The organism is Pseudoalteromonas sp. SR44-8 (assembly GCF_014163635.1).
In the GTDB taxonomy this organism is placed as follows: domain Bacteria; phylum Pseudomonadota; class Gammaproteobacteria; order Enterobacterales; family Alteromonadaceae; genus Pseudoalteromonas; species Pseudoalteromonas rhizosphaerae.
The window spans coordinates 30,641-44,785 of record NZ_JACJDS010000041.1 but is presented as its reverse complement, the minus strand read 5'-3'; the positions used below and the strand labels follow the sequence as shown (position 1 = coordinate 44,785).

The 14,145-nt window shown below is 41.5% G+C and carries 11 protein-coding genes; 3 read left to right on the top strand and 8 right to left on the bottom strand.

The window, feature by feature from the left end:
• Window positions 1-49 precede the first annotated feature (49 nt).
• Together H5183_RS17835 and H5183_RS17830 are read right to left on the bottom strand one after the other, a co-directional pair.
• Window positions 50-682 (bottom strand): OmpA family protein, encoded by a 633-nt coding sequence (locus tag H5183_RS17835; RefSeq protein WP_149983073.1) that lies wholly within the window; start codon window positions 680-682, stop codon window positions 50-52.
• Window positions 683-759: 77 nt separating this feature from the next.
• Entirely contained in the window at window positions 760-1,554 is a 795-nt protein-coding gene (locus H5183_RS17830; RefSeq protein ID WP_149983072.1) for an ABC transporter substrate-binding protein, read from the bottom strand.
• Window positions 1,555-1,676: 122 nt separating this feature from the next.
• Between H5183_RS17830 and chrA the strand changes: the two genes are divergently transcribed.
• Window positions 1,677-2,825: a chromate efflux transporter gene (gene chrA / locus H5183_RS17825; protein ID WP_149983071.1), complete on the top strand. Its 1,149-nt coding sequence runs from the start codon at window positions 1,677-1,679 to the stop codon at window positions 2,823-2,825.
• Here the strand turns inward: chrA and H5183_RS17820 are convergent.
• The 3 genes from H5183_RS17820 to speA form a co-directional block, all read right to left on the bottom strand.
• On the bottom strand, window positions 2,788-4,047 hold the full coding sequence (locus H5183_RS17820) for a mechanosensitive ion channel family protein (RefSeq protein WP_145241985.1): 1,260 nt from the start codon (window positions 4,045-4,047) through the stop codon (window positions 2,788-2,790). The two genes, chrA and H5183_RS17820, sit on opposite strands and share 38 nt — an antisense overlap.
• A 140-nt stretch (window positions 4,048-4,187) precedes the next feature.
• On the bottom strand, window positions 4,188-5,069 hold the full coding sequence (locus tag H5183_RS17815; protein WP_145241986.1) for an acyltransferase: 882 nt from the start codon (window positions 5,067-5,069) through the stop codon (window positions 4,188-4,190).
• 64 nt (window positions 5,070-5,133) lie between these two features.
• Entirely contained in the window at window positions 5,134-7,011 is a 1,878-nt protein-coding gene (speA, locus tag H5183_RS17810; protein ID WP_145241988.1) for a biosynthetic arginine decarboxylase, read from the bottom strand.
• A 203-nt stretch (window positions 7,012-7,214) separates the two neighbouring features.
• Here speA and speE point away from each other — a divergent pair, with 203 nt between their 5' ends.
• The gene (speE, locus tag H5183_RS17805; protein ID WP_145241990.1) at window positions 7,215-8,078 is read left to right on the top strand and encodes a polyamine aminopropyltransferase; all 864 of its coding nucleotides are present in this window, start codon (window positions 7,215-7,217) and stop codon (window positions 8,076-8,078) included.
• Between the two features lie 229 nt (window positions 8,079-8,307).
• Here speE and H5183_RS17800 read toward each other — a convergent pair whose 3' ends face one another.
• The 3 genes from H5183_RS17800 to H5183_RS17790 all read right to left on the bottom strand — a co-directional run bounded on the left by H5183_RS17800 (window position 8,308) and on the right by H5183_RS17790 (window position 11,822).
• Complete coding sequence (locus H5183_RS17800; RefSeq protein ID WP_182732332.1) at window positions 8,308-9,909, bottom strand: methyl-accepting chemotaxis protein; 1,602 nt, start codon at window positions 9,907-9,909, stop codon at window positions 8,308-8,310.
• A 67-nt stretch (window positions 9,910-9,976) separates the two neighbouring features.
• Entirely contained in the window at window positions 9,977-11,200 is a 1,224-nt protein-coding gene (locus H5183_RS17795; RefSeq protein ID WP_182732333.1) for a hypothetical protein, read from the bottom strand.
• Window positions 11,193-11,822 carry a methylamine utilization protein gene (locus tag H5183_RS17790; RefSeq protein ID WP_145241994.1) on the bottom strand — a complete coding sequence of 210 codons (630 nt, stop codon included), beginning with the start codon at window positions 11,820-11,822 and terminating at the stop codon, window positions 11,193-11,195. Before H5183_RS17790 ends, H5183_RS17795 begins: the two co-directional genes overlap by 8 nt.
• Window positions 11,823-12,032: 210 nt before the next feature.
• Between H5183_RS17790 and H5183_RS17785 the strand changes: the two genes are divergently transcribed.
• Window positions 12,033-14,075: a glycoside hydrolase family 97 protein gene (locus H5183_RS17785; protein ID WP_182732331.1), complete on the top strand. Its 2,043-nt coding sequence runs from the start codon at window positions 12,033-12,035 to the stop codon at window positions 14,073-14,075.
• Window positions 14,076-14,145: the final 70 nt, after the last annotated feature.

Below are 14,145 nucleotides of genomic sequence, written 5' to 3'. Positions count from 1 at the left end.
TAAATAATCTCAATCATTTGCTTAGGTAGCAAATGAGTGAGATAAAACATTAACCTTTAGTATTTGGTACAATTTGAACTTCCACGCGGCGGTTTTGCGCGCGGCCGTTGGCGCTGTCATTGCTGGCAATTGGGCGAGTTTCGCCGTAACCACGTGTACTAATACGCCCAGCTAGAATTTGCTGATTCACTAAGTAACCTTTCACACTCTGCGCACGCTGTTGCGATAACGTCATGTTGTAGCTATCTTTACCTGTGCTATCGGTATGGCCTTCAATACTTAAATAAGTTTTTTCGTACTTATTCATCACTTTAGCAATAGCATCAAGGGTGTTATGAAAGCCAGATGAAATATACGATTGGTCGGTGGCAAAAGTTATATTAGCTGGCATCACTAAACGTAAGTTATCGCCTTCACGCACAACTTCAACACCGGAGCCGGCTAACTCATCACGAAAAGCCGCTTCTTGTTTATCCATATAGTCACCAACCGCAGCGCCGGCTAGTGCGCCAATAGCGGCACCAATGAAGATACGTTTATCATCATGATCTCCGGTTGCCTTACCAAGTACTGCGCCTGTAGCTGCACCAATACCAGCTCCCATTCCTGTGTTGGTGGTCTCACAACCCGTTAATAATAATCCAACAATAGTCGCTGTTAGTAATGGTTTGGTTAAAGTCATAGTATTTCCTTGGTTATTAATTCTTTCATTAACAGCTAGTATGCAAACATTGTAATGAACGAAATATGAAGAAGATGTTAAAAGCTCAGCGCTTGCTCGTTAAGAGGAGGAAGTTCATAGGGAGCAATTAATGTATTTAGCTGACCAGTGGCAGCCATTGTTTTCATTAGCGCATCAACCTGCTGCGCTAATGGGGTTACTGAAAACTGTTTACTTAAAGCGAGATAACCATAGATTATGTCATTAAAACGATACTGCATTTTAACTAGTTTATTGGCTGGCTGATTCAGCACACTCATAGCATGATCCGCGGTATCTTCAACGGCAATAACTAAATCTGCACGCCCTTTCAATAATAGGTTAATAGCTGTGCTTTCTGTTAAAACAGCTATTTTAGTCAGTTCATCGTCTTCATCAAAACGTTTAAAATGTACGGCACCTCGCATAATCGCAATTTTTTTACCATATAAATCGTCATAGTTGTTGATTTGTAATTGGCTATCTTCGCGTGCATAAAATACAAATGACGAGGTTAAAACCATATAAGGTGGGGTTACAAATTGCATTACTTGCTGACGCATAGGTGTGAGGATCAAACCTCCCATCGCATTAACTTCGCCTTGCTCTAACATTCTTACACAGCGTGAAAATGGGCAACCAACCAGCTCTAACTTAAAAGGAAGTTGCTTTTTCATCTCTCGAAAAATATCAACAATCGCGCCTGATACTTCACCATTTTGATTAATTTGGCTATACGGTGGTGCATGATCCACGGCTAACGATATTTTTTGCACAGCCGCATTAGGTTCATTTGCAGCATAGGCATAGTTTATAAAGGCAAAAATTATAAAAATATAAACAATAAATCGCATAACTACTTAACTTTAACAAAGCCTTTTTTACATTGTAGACAGGTACAAAGATTAAAAACCATAAAATTGTCACGAAATTTTGTCATACTAAGCTGTTACGGCAATAAGAAACGAGAGAATTCATGTTACTAGCTATTTTTAAGCAGTTTTTTTTACTTGGTTGCATGAGCTTTGGCGGGCCAGCTGCACATTTAGGTTATTTTAAACGTCATTTTGTTGATAACTTGCAATGGCTCAATGCTCAACGTTATGCACAACTAATCAGTCTTAGTCAGGCTCTGCCTGGACCTGGGTCTAGCCAAGTGGGTTTTGCTATTGGTGTGGAGCGAGCAGGCGTATTAGGCGGTATTGCTGCTTTTGTTGGCTTTACCTTACCTTCCTTTTTGATCATGGCTTTATTAGCGATTAGCGCCCACCAATTTGATGCTATTTACTTTGCAATAGTTGCCGGTTTAAAACTATTTGCCGTAGTAATTGTGGCCGATGCTACGCTGAGTATGGCAAAAAGCTTTTGTACTAGCTGGGTACTCAAAGCGCTTGCTATGTTAAGTACCTTAGTGCTGATCTTATTACCGAGCCTGAGCAGTCAAATATTGGTTCTATTAGCAGCCGCTGCTATTGGCGCAATATGGCCATTGCTTAATCTAGCTCAAAGTAATCAAACAGCAACTAAGCAGCGCACAGTTAACTGGCCTGCACTCATTCTATTTGCACTATTATTGCTAGTGAGCTTTGTCCCACTAGGTTCTCAATTTGCAGATTTTGCACCCTTTTATCAAGCTGGGGCTATGGTTTTTGGCGGCGGTCATGTGGTATTGCCGATACTTCAAGCTGGCTTACCAAGTTTAAACACTGAGCAATTTTTATCAGCTTACGCCAGCGCACAAGCGGTGCCTGGGCCAATGTTCACCATTGCTAGTTATTTAGGCGCAGAGCTTAATAGCGAGCAGCCGCTTGTTGGTGCGGTGATTGCAACCTTACTGATTTTTACTCCTGGTTTTTTATTAATGTTAGCATTTCAAAAAAGCTGGCTGCAATTATCTGAACGCCCCCGCTTTGCCAGCTGCATTGCCGCGCTTAATGCCGCTGTGGTGGGTTTTTTAGCGGCTGCATTGTATTCACCAATTTGGACATCCGCAGTTCACAACATTTGGCATATTGTGATTGTTGTTGCAGCTTTTGCATGGCTAAGGTTAGCAAAGCCACCGATTTGGTGGCTATTAATCGTATTTGTTAGCCTTGGCCTACTTCAGTATTATTTGCCACTTTAATGGTAGGTTTAATAGCGGTTGGGGTGATTGCTGCAGGACTAAATTGCCCCGAGACACTTTGATAAGCGCGTAGGTCAAAAATAGGTAATACCGCAAGTAGATGATCCATGATCTCTGCTTGCAGATGCTCGTACGATATCCAGCGCTTATCTTCACTAAAACAATAAAACTCTATCGGTAAGCCATGATTTAACGGTTGTAACTCCCGCACCATTAATGTCAGTGACGTGTTTATTTTACTGTGCTGCTTTAAATATCCTTCAGCATAACGACGAAATAACCCTAAATTTGATACCGGATCAGGTAAGGTATTCATCTTAATATATTCTTTTAACGCGATAGTTTGAGAAATCGTTTTAGTCAGCTCGTCATCAGCTAAACGAATGCTATTCATATCTATATTGAGTGAGCGCTTGATCCGACGACCTCCAGATTCTTGCATACCACGCCAGTTTTTAAATGAGCCGGCCACCAGCATATAAGTGGGGATAGTGGTGATAGTGTTATCCCAGTTTCGTACTTTTACGGTATTTAACCCAAGGTCAATTACTTCGCCGTCAGCACCATAGTTATCTACTTGGATCCAATCACCATAGGTTACTAAACGATTTGCTGCAATTTGAATGCTGGCTACAAAACCTAATATAGTGTCTTTGAATACTAACAAGGTCACCGCAGCAATTGCCCCGAAGCCTGAAAGAATATAGGTTGGCGATTTTTCCAGTACGATACTGACAATCAAAATCACACAAATCATAAAGGTAATAAGTTTTACTACTTGGATCAGCCCTTGAATCGGCACTTCGCGAGCAAACTCTAGTTGGTTATAAATGCCACCTGCAATACTTACTATGCTGCTGATGATAAAGCCAACATGAATAATTAATAAAGTTTGGCCAATCGTCTTCAGCACTTCAGCAGCAAATTCAGTAACTGGATAAACACTATCAAATGTTGCTAAGAATAATACACAGCACAACATCCCGGCAAAACGACGATTAAGTTTTGTCAGCATAGGCGCCAATAGCCCAATTCGCTCAGGAGAAAGTTTAGTCACCACCTTTTGAATACCTGGTAGCATTAAACGGCGGGTAAATAAATACACCACTAACAGCGAGAACACTCCAATTGCAGTGGCTGTAAGAGAACTGAATAATACTGTGTCAGGCATCCCCTGAAACCAAGGCTGCACAAATTGCTGTAAATGAGTTGGAGTCGTCATGATAATTCTAATTCCTTGCTGCGGGAGGCTCAATAACAGTCATTTTAGCTATATTGATTGTTGCTTAACACTGTAACAAACCCAAAACCAATACAAGCTTAACAGTAATGATTTGGGCCGTTACCTATTAGCATTTGCGACTATGACTTAAGTTTTTGCTCAAACTCGCTAAGCTGTTGTTCTTTCTCTTGCCATAAGCGATTTAATTCTGATTGAAAACGTACTCTAAATTCAGAATCTCCCGTGTAATCACCTATCAACTCTTGGCTTACCGGCATCACTTCTACATAAATATTAATTTGTTTTACTCGTCCACTGGCAAAATCCATAAACGTAGGAATGCCCTCAGGATACTGAATAGTGACATTTACCACTTTAGAGATTTGCTCACCCATAGCTTGCATCACAAACGCCACCCCACCCGCTTTAGGTTTGAGTAAATGAGGAAACGGGCTATTTTGACGCGAATGTTTTTGCGCTGTAAAGCGAGTACCTTCAACGAAGTTAACCACACTCACCGGCATTTCTTTGAACTTTTCACAGGCTTTACGGGTTGTTTCTAAATCTTTACCACGTAATTTAGGATTCTTTTTTAATTGGCTTTTGCTGGTACGAGTCATAAAAGGGAAGTCGAGCGCCCACCAACATAGCCCCAGAACAGGAACGTATATCAATTCTTTTTTCAAAAAGAAGTTTAAAAATGGAATTTTACGATTAAACACACGCTGTAAAACTAAAATGTCCACCCAGCTCTGATGATTGGCAATCACTAAGTACCAGTCTTTTAGTTTGAGCTCTTCAAGGCCGGTAACACTTAGCTTGGTTGGTGTTAATAACTTTTGATTTAACGTATTAAACGTAACCCAAATAGAGGCGCATTGCTTAGCTGTCCAACTCATTAACTTTTGTAACGGTTTGATAGGGATAAGTTTAATTAGGCCACAAATAAAAATGGGAACAAACCAAATTAGTGTATTTATGGTGTAAAAGAAAATACTAAAAACACAACGGATCCAAGACATTACTACTTAATTCCTTTCATTAAAACTGTTCGGCAATTTAGAATGCAATACAAGAGTATCGCAATTAATCTTCAAAATATGTATACCCTTCAAGGCCCGCATTTAGCTCAGCTAAATACTGCTGCTTAATAGAGTCACTAATGTCGAGTTGCTGTACTGTGGTAGCAAAGTTATCCGAGAAAATATCGCTATCATAATCAACAAACTTTAATACATCCTTAACGCTATCACCCTTGATCGCATTGGTTAGTTGATAACCTTGTTCGGTGAGCTCTACATGGACTGAATCAGTATCACCAAATAAGTTATGTAGATCACCTAAAATCTCCTGATAAGCTCCCACCATAAACATCGCAATGTGGTATTGTTGCCCAGGTACATATTGTGGAATAGGTAAGCTTGTTTCGATCCCTGCTCCCTCAACATATTCACGAATTTGCCCATCTGAGTCACAGGTAATATCTTGAATGATAGCGCGTTGCGTTAACGGCTTATCAAGGTTTTCAATCGGCATTACCGGGAATAATTGCTGGATCCCCCAGACATCAGGCAATGACTGAAACAATGAAAAATTCACAAATAATTTGTCGGCTAATTTTTCGTTTAAATCATCCAATACTTCACGGTGAGCACGCGCATTGCTTAATGACGCTCGCACGCGATGCAAAATAGTAAAATACAGCTGCTCTATTTTCGCCCACTCCAACATACTTACTAAACCATGTACGTATTGGTCGTGCGCTTCACTAAATAAGTGCATTGCATCATGGTAAATTTCTAATGCCATACGCGGGTTTAAACGCTGTAAACATTGCCACATTTCATCTAACACTAACGCACTATTTGGCTCAGGTGCACTAGGGTTGCTGTGATTTGGTGCTTGCTCAACATCAATCACATCGGTGATCAACACTGCGTGGTGAGCAGTTAACGCACGGCCTGATTCAGTAATAATAGCCGGATGCGCTAAGTCATGCTGTTCGCACACTTCAGCAAACGCATTCACCACATTACGAGCATATTCCTCTACTGTGTAGTTCATTGAACAGGCACTGCGCGAGCCAGAACCTTCGTAATCAACGCCTAAACCACCACCTACATCAACGGTATTTAATGGCACACCTAACTGGCTTAATTCTGCAAAGTGGCGTGAACATTCACGTAAAGCACGATGAATATCGCGAATATTGGCAATTTGTGAGCCTATATGAAAATGCACCATTTGCATTAAATGCAACTTATTGTGTTTTTTGAGTACTTCAACGGCCGTTAATACTTGCCCAGCTGTTAAGCCAAATTTACCTTTTTCGCCACCGGTATTTTGCCACTTCCCTTTACCCACTGAGTTTAAACGGATGCGAATACCAATGGCAGGCTCGATGCCTAGATCTTCAATCTCGGCTAATAACGTTGTTAACTCAGATAGCTTTTCAACTACGATTTTAACTTTATGGCCCATCGCTTGGCCAATACATGCTAAACGTAAAAACTCACTGTCTTTGTATCCATTACAAACAATAGTGATCGGTTGTTTTGCCACACCTAAAATCGCCATTAACTCAGGCTTTGAACCGGCTTCTAAACCGACTAAGCCACTTGGGTGCGCCAATAACTTACTTACTACTGAACGCTGCTGATTTACTTTGATCGGATATACGCAAGTATATTGACCTTGGTAGGCACGGGCATTGCGCGCGCTACTAAATGCGCTGGTCATAGTATCTACACGATTTTGCAAGATATCGGTAAAGCGTACTAATACTGGTAACGTTAAACCCTGCTTTTTAAATTGTTCCGTTAACTCGGTTAATGAAATAGCGGCTTTCGTTTGATCGCCATCTGGGAAAGCAACCAGCTCACCTTGGCTATTAATATCAAAGTAACCATCGCTCCAATGAGCAACGTTATATGTAGAGCGTGCTGTATCTAAACCCCAAGTCATGGCAAATTCTTCTATAGTTAACAAGTTTCGCGGAATCACGCATTTTAGTACGTCATAACCCTCTACGCTAACAAAAAATGACCTTTAAGCCAAAGCTAAGATAAAATATATTCGCTATACTGATAAAATTTCATTGAGCAAAACGCCAAGCACTGGCAGAATTGCCCCTTTTTCATACTCAACTCAAAAGTGTAACTAGCGACATGGCAAATTTAGATCAAAGTAAATGGTTTACAGAAATCAGTGAACGTGACGGCAGTGCGTTTTCTATGCGCATCAACAAAAAGCTAGAAGAACAGCAATCGCCTTTTCAAAAAGTCGAAATGTACGAGACAACAGACTTCGGTAATCTAATGATTATTGACGGTTGTACTATGGTTACTAGCCGTGAAAACTTTTTTTACCATGAAATGATCAGCCACCCTGCACTACTTGCACACCCAAACCCAAAAAATGTAGTTATTATTGGTGGTGGTGACTGCGGCACTTTACGTGAGGTACTCAAGCACCCGGGCGTTGAGTCTGTTACACAAATCGATATCGATGAAGTAGTGACGCAAATGTCACTTAAATACTTCCCTGAGTTATGTGAAGCAAACCAAGATCCTCGCGCTACAGTAATGTTTGACGACGGTATTAAATATATGCGTGAAGCTGCAGCAGAATCAATCGATATCGTGATTGTTGATGGCACTGATCCAGTCGGTCCTGGTGAAGGTTTGTTCAACCATGCCTTTTACACGAGCTGTTTAAATGCACTACGCCCTGGCGGCATTATGGTACAACAAAGTGAATCACCGCTTATGCATATGCCATTACTGGTTGAAATGCGCGATGCGATGACTGATGTAGGCTTTAACGACTTACAAACACTGCCATTCCCACAACCTATTTACCCAAGTGGCTTATGGTCAGTAACACTTGCTCGTAAAGATGAAGCATTCGCCGGTTTTAGAGAAGACGCAGCAGCAGAGCTTGCGCAAACTACAGAGTATTACAATAATGGTATTCACCATGGCGCATTAGCAACACCAAACTTTATGAAGCGCGCTTTCGAAAAAAAGTAAACGTTATACCAATCGTTTTAAGTTACTGACCATTTATAGCGACAGAAAAATACAGTGGTAACAAGGCAGAGATTTTGACATGTAGTTGTTCTACATGAAAAATTACTAACGCAGTTAGCGCTTTATTTAGCGCGCTAGAATGGTTAAATATTTAAGTCGATTGGTATTAGATACTAACAACGCAAAAAAGGGTTCTCTCGAACCCTTTTTTATTGCCTACAGCAAACAATTAAACTTTAAAGCGCTGCACTAGGCGGCTTAATTCATCGGTTAATTGGTTCATTCTTACCGCAACTTCTTCAGTTGAACGTGCCAGCTCGCCACCTTGCATGGTTTGATCGTTCAATGATGATAAATTATGACTGATTTCTTCAGCTACTGCTGTTTGCTCATCGGTAGCTTGGGCTGTTTGCATAGCCATATCATTCACTTTTACTGATGACTCTTGCATCGCATTAAGCACATCATTGGTTTGCGTAAACGAGGCTACGGCTTCATCTGCAAAGCGTTTGCCACCATTAATTGCCGTTAAAGACTGCTCGACACTATTGGCAAACTGCTCAACCATTTTTTGAATATCGTTGGTACTTTCTTGAGTGCGCGTTGCCAAGGTGCGTACTTCATCGGCGACCACCGCAAACCCCCGCCCTTGTTCGCCAGCTCGCGCCGCTTCGATAGCAGCATTAAGCGCAAGTAAATTAGTTTGCTCCGCAATCGCGCGGATCACCTCTAGCACTTTAGCTATATTATCAGAGCTTTGTTGCAGTTCGGTTGATTTGTTACTGGCATGTTCCATATTTTCAGATAGCGCGACTATTTTATCACTCGAATTAGCCACAGCCGTTAAACCTTGCTTAGCCAGTTGCTGTGAGTTATCGGCTTCTTTTGATGACTGCTGCGCCACATTAGCCACTTCGCGACTAGCAACACTCATTTGATGAACCGCACTGACAATTGATTCAGATGCTTGGCTGAGTTTTTGAGTGATCTGATTATTTTGATTTGCGAACTGGCTTAAATCAGTTCCTAAATGGTTAAGCTCATTAGCTTGGCCTAAAATATCACGGATCAGTTGCTGCAAATTATCTAAAAAACGATTAAATGCCGTTGCCAGCTCGGCAAATTCATCTTGGCTTTCTATCGCTATACGTCCTGTTAAATTACCATCACCAGAGGCAATATCATTAATTCTCGCAGTCACGTAATGCATTTGCTTCGTTAACTGACGTGGGATCACATAACTGAACCAAGCTGAAATGGCTAACAGCACCACCACCATAGTCAGTAAAAACAATTTCGTTGTAGTTATCTTCTCAAGCAATTTTTGTTTTTCTTGTTTCGACGTCAACTCAGCTTGTTCACCTGCTTTATCTAAAATATCGCGCAGCGCTGCAAACTCTGTATTGGCCTGCTGATTTTTTTGCTTGTTTTGCGGGTCGTTGATAAACGCGTTTGATGCTGATAACCATTTTTCAAAGGCACTATCAAAGCCAGTAAACTGCGTCGTTACTTGCGGGTAGGCTGATAAGAAATGTAAATATTGATTAAAACGATCGGTCACTTGCTGTGCGTTTTCTTGATGATCTTGCAGTTCTTCGGCATTACCTATCTTATTGGTTACTAAGTGTAATTCAGCTACCTTAGCTTGGTAGAGATCACGATCACTATTAACCACTACTGAAATAGCATTTAAAAATCGCTCAGATTGTGCTTCTAACGCATCTTTTTGTAAGTTAATTAAGTGCGTGTAGCCTGCTATCAGTACTATTATCGCAATCCCAAGTAACACAATTGGGAGTGAGCTCTTGATTCGAATACTCTGTAAGTTCATTTTTCACCTTTGCATAAAATACAACATCAGCCACACCTTAATATAGTTCAAACTATCTGAATTACCATTAAAAGCGCCACTGAACATTTAAGCTAATTTGTTGCTGTGATAGGTTTTTGGGATTATTCATCGCCATGCGATTATCTGCTTGGCTGTGTAATGCAGAACCTTCAATCCCTAGTTGCCACTGCGGCGTTAATTGATAACGCCAGGTCGCGGTTATACCTTCACCTTCACTGGCATTAGGATCAAATTGCCAGTCGTCATGATCGGTTACCTCAAAATAATCATAACGCATTGAAATACGATGCTTGGCCATTTTATGACTTACTAATACAAAGTGACTATAGAAGCTATTATTTACACCGCGTTTAGCACCCATAGCGGTAGTGCCCGACATCATTTGCGCAATTAAGCGCGTATTCGCAGTAAATTTATATAGCCACGCGACGCTGCTAAAACGAGTATCCCATGCATATTGCCCAGTACTTCTATTTAGTGCTGCAGGATCGCCATTATTATCGTAATAATAAAAACGAAATTGTGATTTTTTTAAATAATCCCAGTGAATTCCTGCATAATAACCAAAGCGCCCATCAACCTCTTCAAAGGGCAAGACCTGATTTGCCTGATACTGAAGTGCGGTGGTATTAAATGAAGCGATTGGTGCAAACGCAATACTTTCATTAAAGGTCGTTTGGCGGTCATGCATTGCAAAGCCACGCCAAGCTAATAATGTTCCTGCAGGATCATTACCTTTAAATGTCGCGCCAACCAATGCAAAGCTATGGGTACTGTTAAAGCTGCGCCCTGGCCGCTTGATAGTGGCCTCAACCCCAACGGTACGTACCTCTTCACCTATCCATGAGTTTATTGCTGAGTTAGTGTAATTATATGGTGAAAGCCAGCCCATATCTGGATTTTCTAATGATAATAACGGGTAAAAACCACCTACCCGCAGATGCCATTTATAGTTACTCGCTGTTAGCGGCTTATATTGCAAATATGCTTGGCTAAAACCTAAAGTCGGCTGCGGATCTTGATAAGCATTAATAACCCCATGTGCCGACCAAGCGGTGGTTAAATCAGTTCTAAAATCAACGACTCCCTGAGAGAGAACAATGCCATCATTGTCACTATCGTACCGGTATAGCCCTACGCCACCTTGTTGCCAACTTACGTATTGCTCACCCTGAACTGCACTTAGTTGCACTAAGCCCTTTACTTGTGCAAAAGCATTGCACGTTAATGTTAGCCCCACTACACCTAGGTAAAAGCAAGCTTTATTCATAATCGTCAAATTCATCAACGCCCACCGCAACACGAGAAATAATCGCCTGTTTTATTTGATAAACAACCGGCGCACTAGTGAGTGAAATGGCTTTGCTTTCAGTTTTGCTGATGTCACTAAATTCGGAGTGCCAAATATTGAGTGTAAAATCTCCGGCCTCAAGCGTCAGCTCAATTTGTCCTTTGTCATTGGTCATTGCGTAATACGGACTATCAACCACCACAATATACCCCAACATCCAATCATGAATATTACAGCCTAATTCAACTACGCCCGTTTGCTCAAAACTGATCGGATCCTGTGGTTGCTCTCGGTATAGCTTTAGCTCAAACGATTTAGCTTTAGAAAAAGAATACACGTGGTGCATGATTGAATCTGCATTTGGAAACTCAACTTGAGCATTTTGCGGTACCACCAACACATGGGGAATAAACTGCCGGTCTTTTTGAGTCATTATAAAGGGTGTAGTTGGCGCGGGGAATTCAACACTTTTATCCGCAGGCGTTAACCAGACGACGGCATTAGCGAGCGGTTTTTGCTGTTGATCATTAATGGTGATAGTACCAGCGTAACTATTAAAAACCATTAAACACAATGAAAGAATGAAGGTCTGCTTTAACATTTTAATATCTTCTTATTTAACTTCATTCATTATAAACCAATTAGATTAATCTTTTGTTAATTATATTCTGTTAAAAATATCTCGTTAATTATTTTTCAATATTTAACCTAAGCTAACTAATGAGCTGAATACGTATGCAGTCATCTCGTAATCTAGGCCCTTGCGCTTTATGCTAAATGCTTCAATTAGGTTACACCTCAAGGAACAGCTATGCGATTACCTTTGCTACTTCTGCTTGGACTTTCAAGTGCTTGTTTTGCTAAAGACGCGACAATTCAATCCCCAAACGGAAATATAACAATAACCATTTCGGATCAGCAAGCTACACCAAGTTATAAAATCAGCTTTAACGGCAAAGATGTTATTGAAAATTCAGCTCTTGGCTTCGAATTTAAACAACAAGCCGCCTTTGCTGAAGGTTTTACAATAACCGACGTCAACAACTCCCAACATAACAGCCAATGGCAGCAACCTTGGGGTGAACGCCAAACTATTACAGATAAACATAATGAGCTCGCGGTTACGTTTAAAAAGCCAGCGCCACAAGGCGGCACTTACACGGTTCGTTTTCGAGCTTTTAATGATGGCGTCGGTTTTCGTTACGAAGTACCTAAACAAGCTGGATTTGAAAACATTGAAATCACTAAGGAGCTAACCGAATTTGCAATTAGTGGTGCGGATAAAGCCACCGCATGGTGGATCCCAGCTCGTGGTTGGAACCGTTATGAATATGTTTATAACACCACTCCACTGCAACAAGCTGCTCTTGCACATACTCCATTTACCTTTAAAAACGCTGATGGCGTCCATGTGAGCATTCACGAAGCTGCATTAGTTGATTATGCAGGGATGGTGCTCAATCAACGTCGCCCAGGGACTTTACAAGCCGACTTAACGCCTTGGTCTGATGGTGTTGCGGTTAAAAAACACGGCGCATTTAATACTCCGTGGCGCACCATTCAAATTGGTGACAAAGCCGTTGATTTGATCAACTCAGATATTATTTTAAACCTCAACGAACCAAATAAACTCGGTGATGTATCGTGGGTTAAACCAGGTAAATATGTCGGTATTTGGTGGGGCATGCATATCAATGAGAACACTTGGGGCAGCGGTGAAAAGCACGGTGCGACCACCAAAGAAACCAAGCGTTACATGGATTTTGCAGCTAAATACGGTTTTGATGGGGTACTTGTCGAGGGCTGGAATATTGGCTGGGATGGCGACTGGTTCTTCAATGGTGATGTTTTTAGTTTTACCAAACCTTACCCTGACTTTGATATTGCAGAGCTAACTCGCTATGGCAAAGAAAAAGGCGTACAGCTGATTGGCCACCACGAAACGTCTGGCAACGTAACCAACTACCGCAACCAGATGGAAGACGCCTACGCACTGTACGAAAAATCTAACGTTAGCCAAGTAAAAACAGGTTACGTAGCAGATGGCGGCAACATCAAACGCATTGATGAAAACGGCATTGCTCGCCATGAGTGGCACGATGGCCAATTTATGGTTAATGAATACCTACACAGCGTGCAACTGGCTGCAAAACATAAAATCAGTATTAACACCCATGAACCGATAAAAGACACAGGTCTGCGCCGTACTTATCCGAACTGGATAGCCCGCGAAGGTGCTCGCGGCCAAGAGTTTAATGCATGGGGCACACCGCCAAATCCACCAGAGCATATTCCAATGCTCGCCTTTACCCGTATGTTAGCTGGGCCAATGGACTTTACACCGGGCATTTTTGATATGAGTTTTAATGGATTAGGTGGTGATACAAATCGTCCACAAACCACACTTGCGAAACAACTCGCGTTATATGTCGTAATGTATAGTCCAATCCAAATGGCCGCTGATCTTCCACGTAACTATTTAGCCAAACCGGACGCATTTAAATTTATTCAAGACGTACCAACAGATTGGCAACAAAGTATCGCACTAGCGGGTGAGGTTGGCGATTACGTGGTGTTTGCTCGCAAAGAGCGTAAGCGTGATAACTACTCTGGTAACGACTGGTTTTTAGGAGCAGTAACCGATGAGCAAGCTCGCAGCATAGAGATAAAACTCGACTTCTTAGAGCAAGGTAAAAAGTTTGAGGCACAAATTTATCGTGATGGTAATAATGCTGAATGGAAAAACAACCCATACGATTTAAAAATCGAAAAGCGCATAGTCACAGCTGCTGATAAGTTAACGCTTAAACTTGCCACCAGCGGCGGCACAGCAATTAGATTTAAAGCTTTATAATAGCGCGAAGTCGATAGTGAAAATAGGAGGCGTGAGTTTCTCTCGCGTCTTCTTTTTAATAAACAACCGG

Bases quoted from the DNA above. Each gene is read 5' to 3' on its own strand.
- H5183_RS17790 (WP_145241994.1), bottom strand. From the start codon at position 11,822: ATGTTAAAGCAGACCTTCATTCTTTCATTGTGTTTAATGGTTTTTAAT.
- H5183_RS17785 (WP_182732331.1), top strand. From the start codon at position 12,033: ATGCGATTACCTTTGCTACTTCTGCTTGGACTTTCAAGTGCTTGTTTT.
- chrA (WP_149983071.1), top strand. From the start codon at position 1,677: ATGTTACTAGCTATTTTTAAGCAGTTTTTTTTACTTGGTTGCATGAGC.
- H5183_RS17815 (WP_145241986.1), bottom strand. From the start codon at position 5,069: ATGTCTTGGATCCGTTGTGTTTTTAGTATTTTCTTTTACACCATAAAT.
- H5183_RS17800 (WP_182732332.1), bottom strand. From the start codon at position 9,909: ATGAACTTACAGAGTATTCGAATCAAGAGCTCACTCCCAATTGTGTTA.
- H5183_RS17795 (WP_182732333.1), bottom strand. From the start codon at position 11,200: ATGAATAAAGCTTGCTTTTACCTAGGTGTAGTGGGGCTAACATTAACG.
- speA (WP_145241988.1), bottom strand. From the start codon at position 7,011: ATGACTTGGGGTTTAGATACAGCACGCTCTACATATAACGTTGCTCAT.
- H5183_RS17820 (WP_145241985.1), bottom strand. From the start codon at position 4,047: ATGACGACTCCAACTCATTTACAGCAATTTGTGCAGCCTTGGTTTCAG.
- speE (WP_145241990.1), top strand. From the start codon at position 7,215: ATGGCAAATTTAGATCAAAGTAAATGGTTTACAGAAATCAGTGAACGT.
- H5183_RS17830 (WP_149983072.1), bottom strand. From the start codon at position 1,554: ATGCGATTTATTGTTTATATTTTTATAATTTTTGCCTTTATAAACTAT.
- H5183_RS17835 (WP_149983073.1), bottom strand. From the start codon at position 682: ATGACTTTAACCAAACCATTACTAACAGCGACTATTGTTGGATTATTA.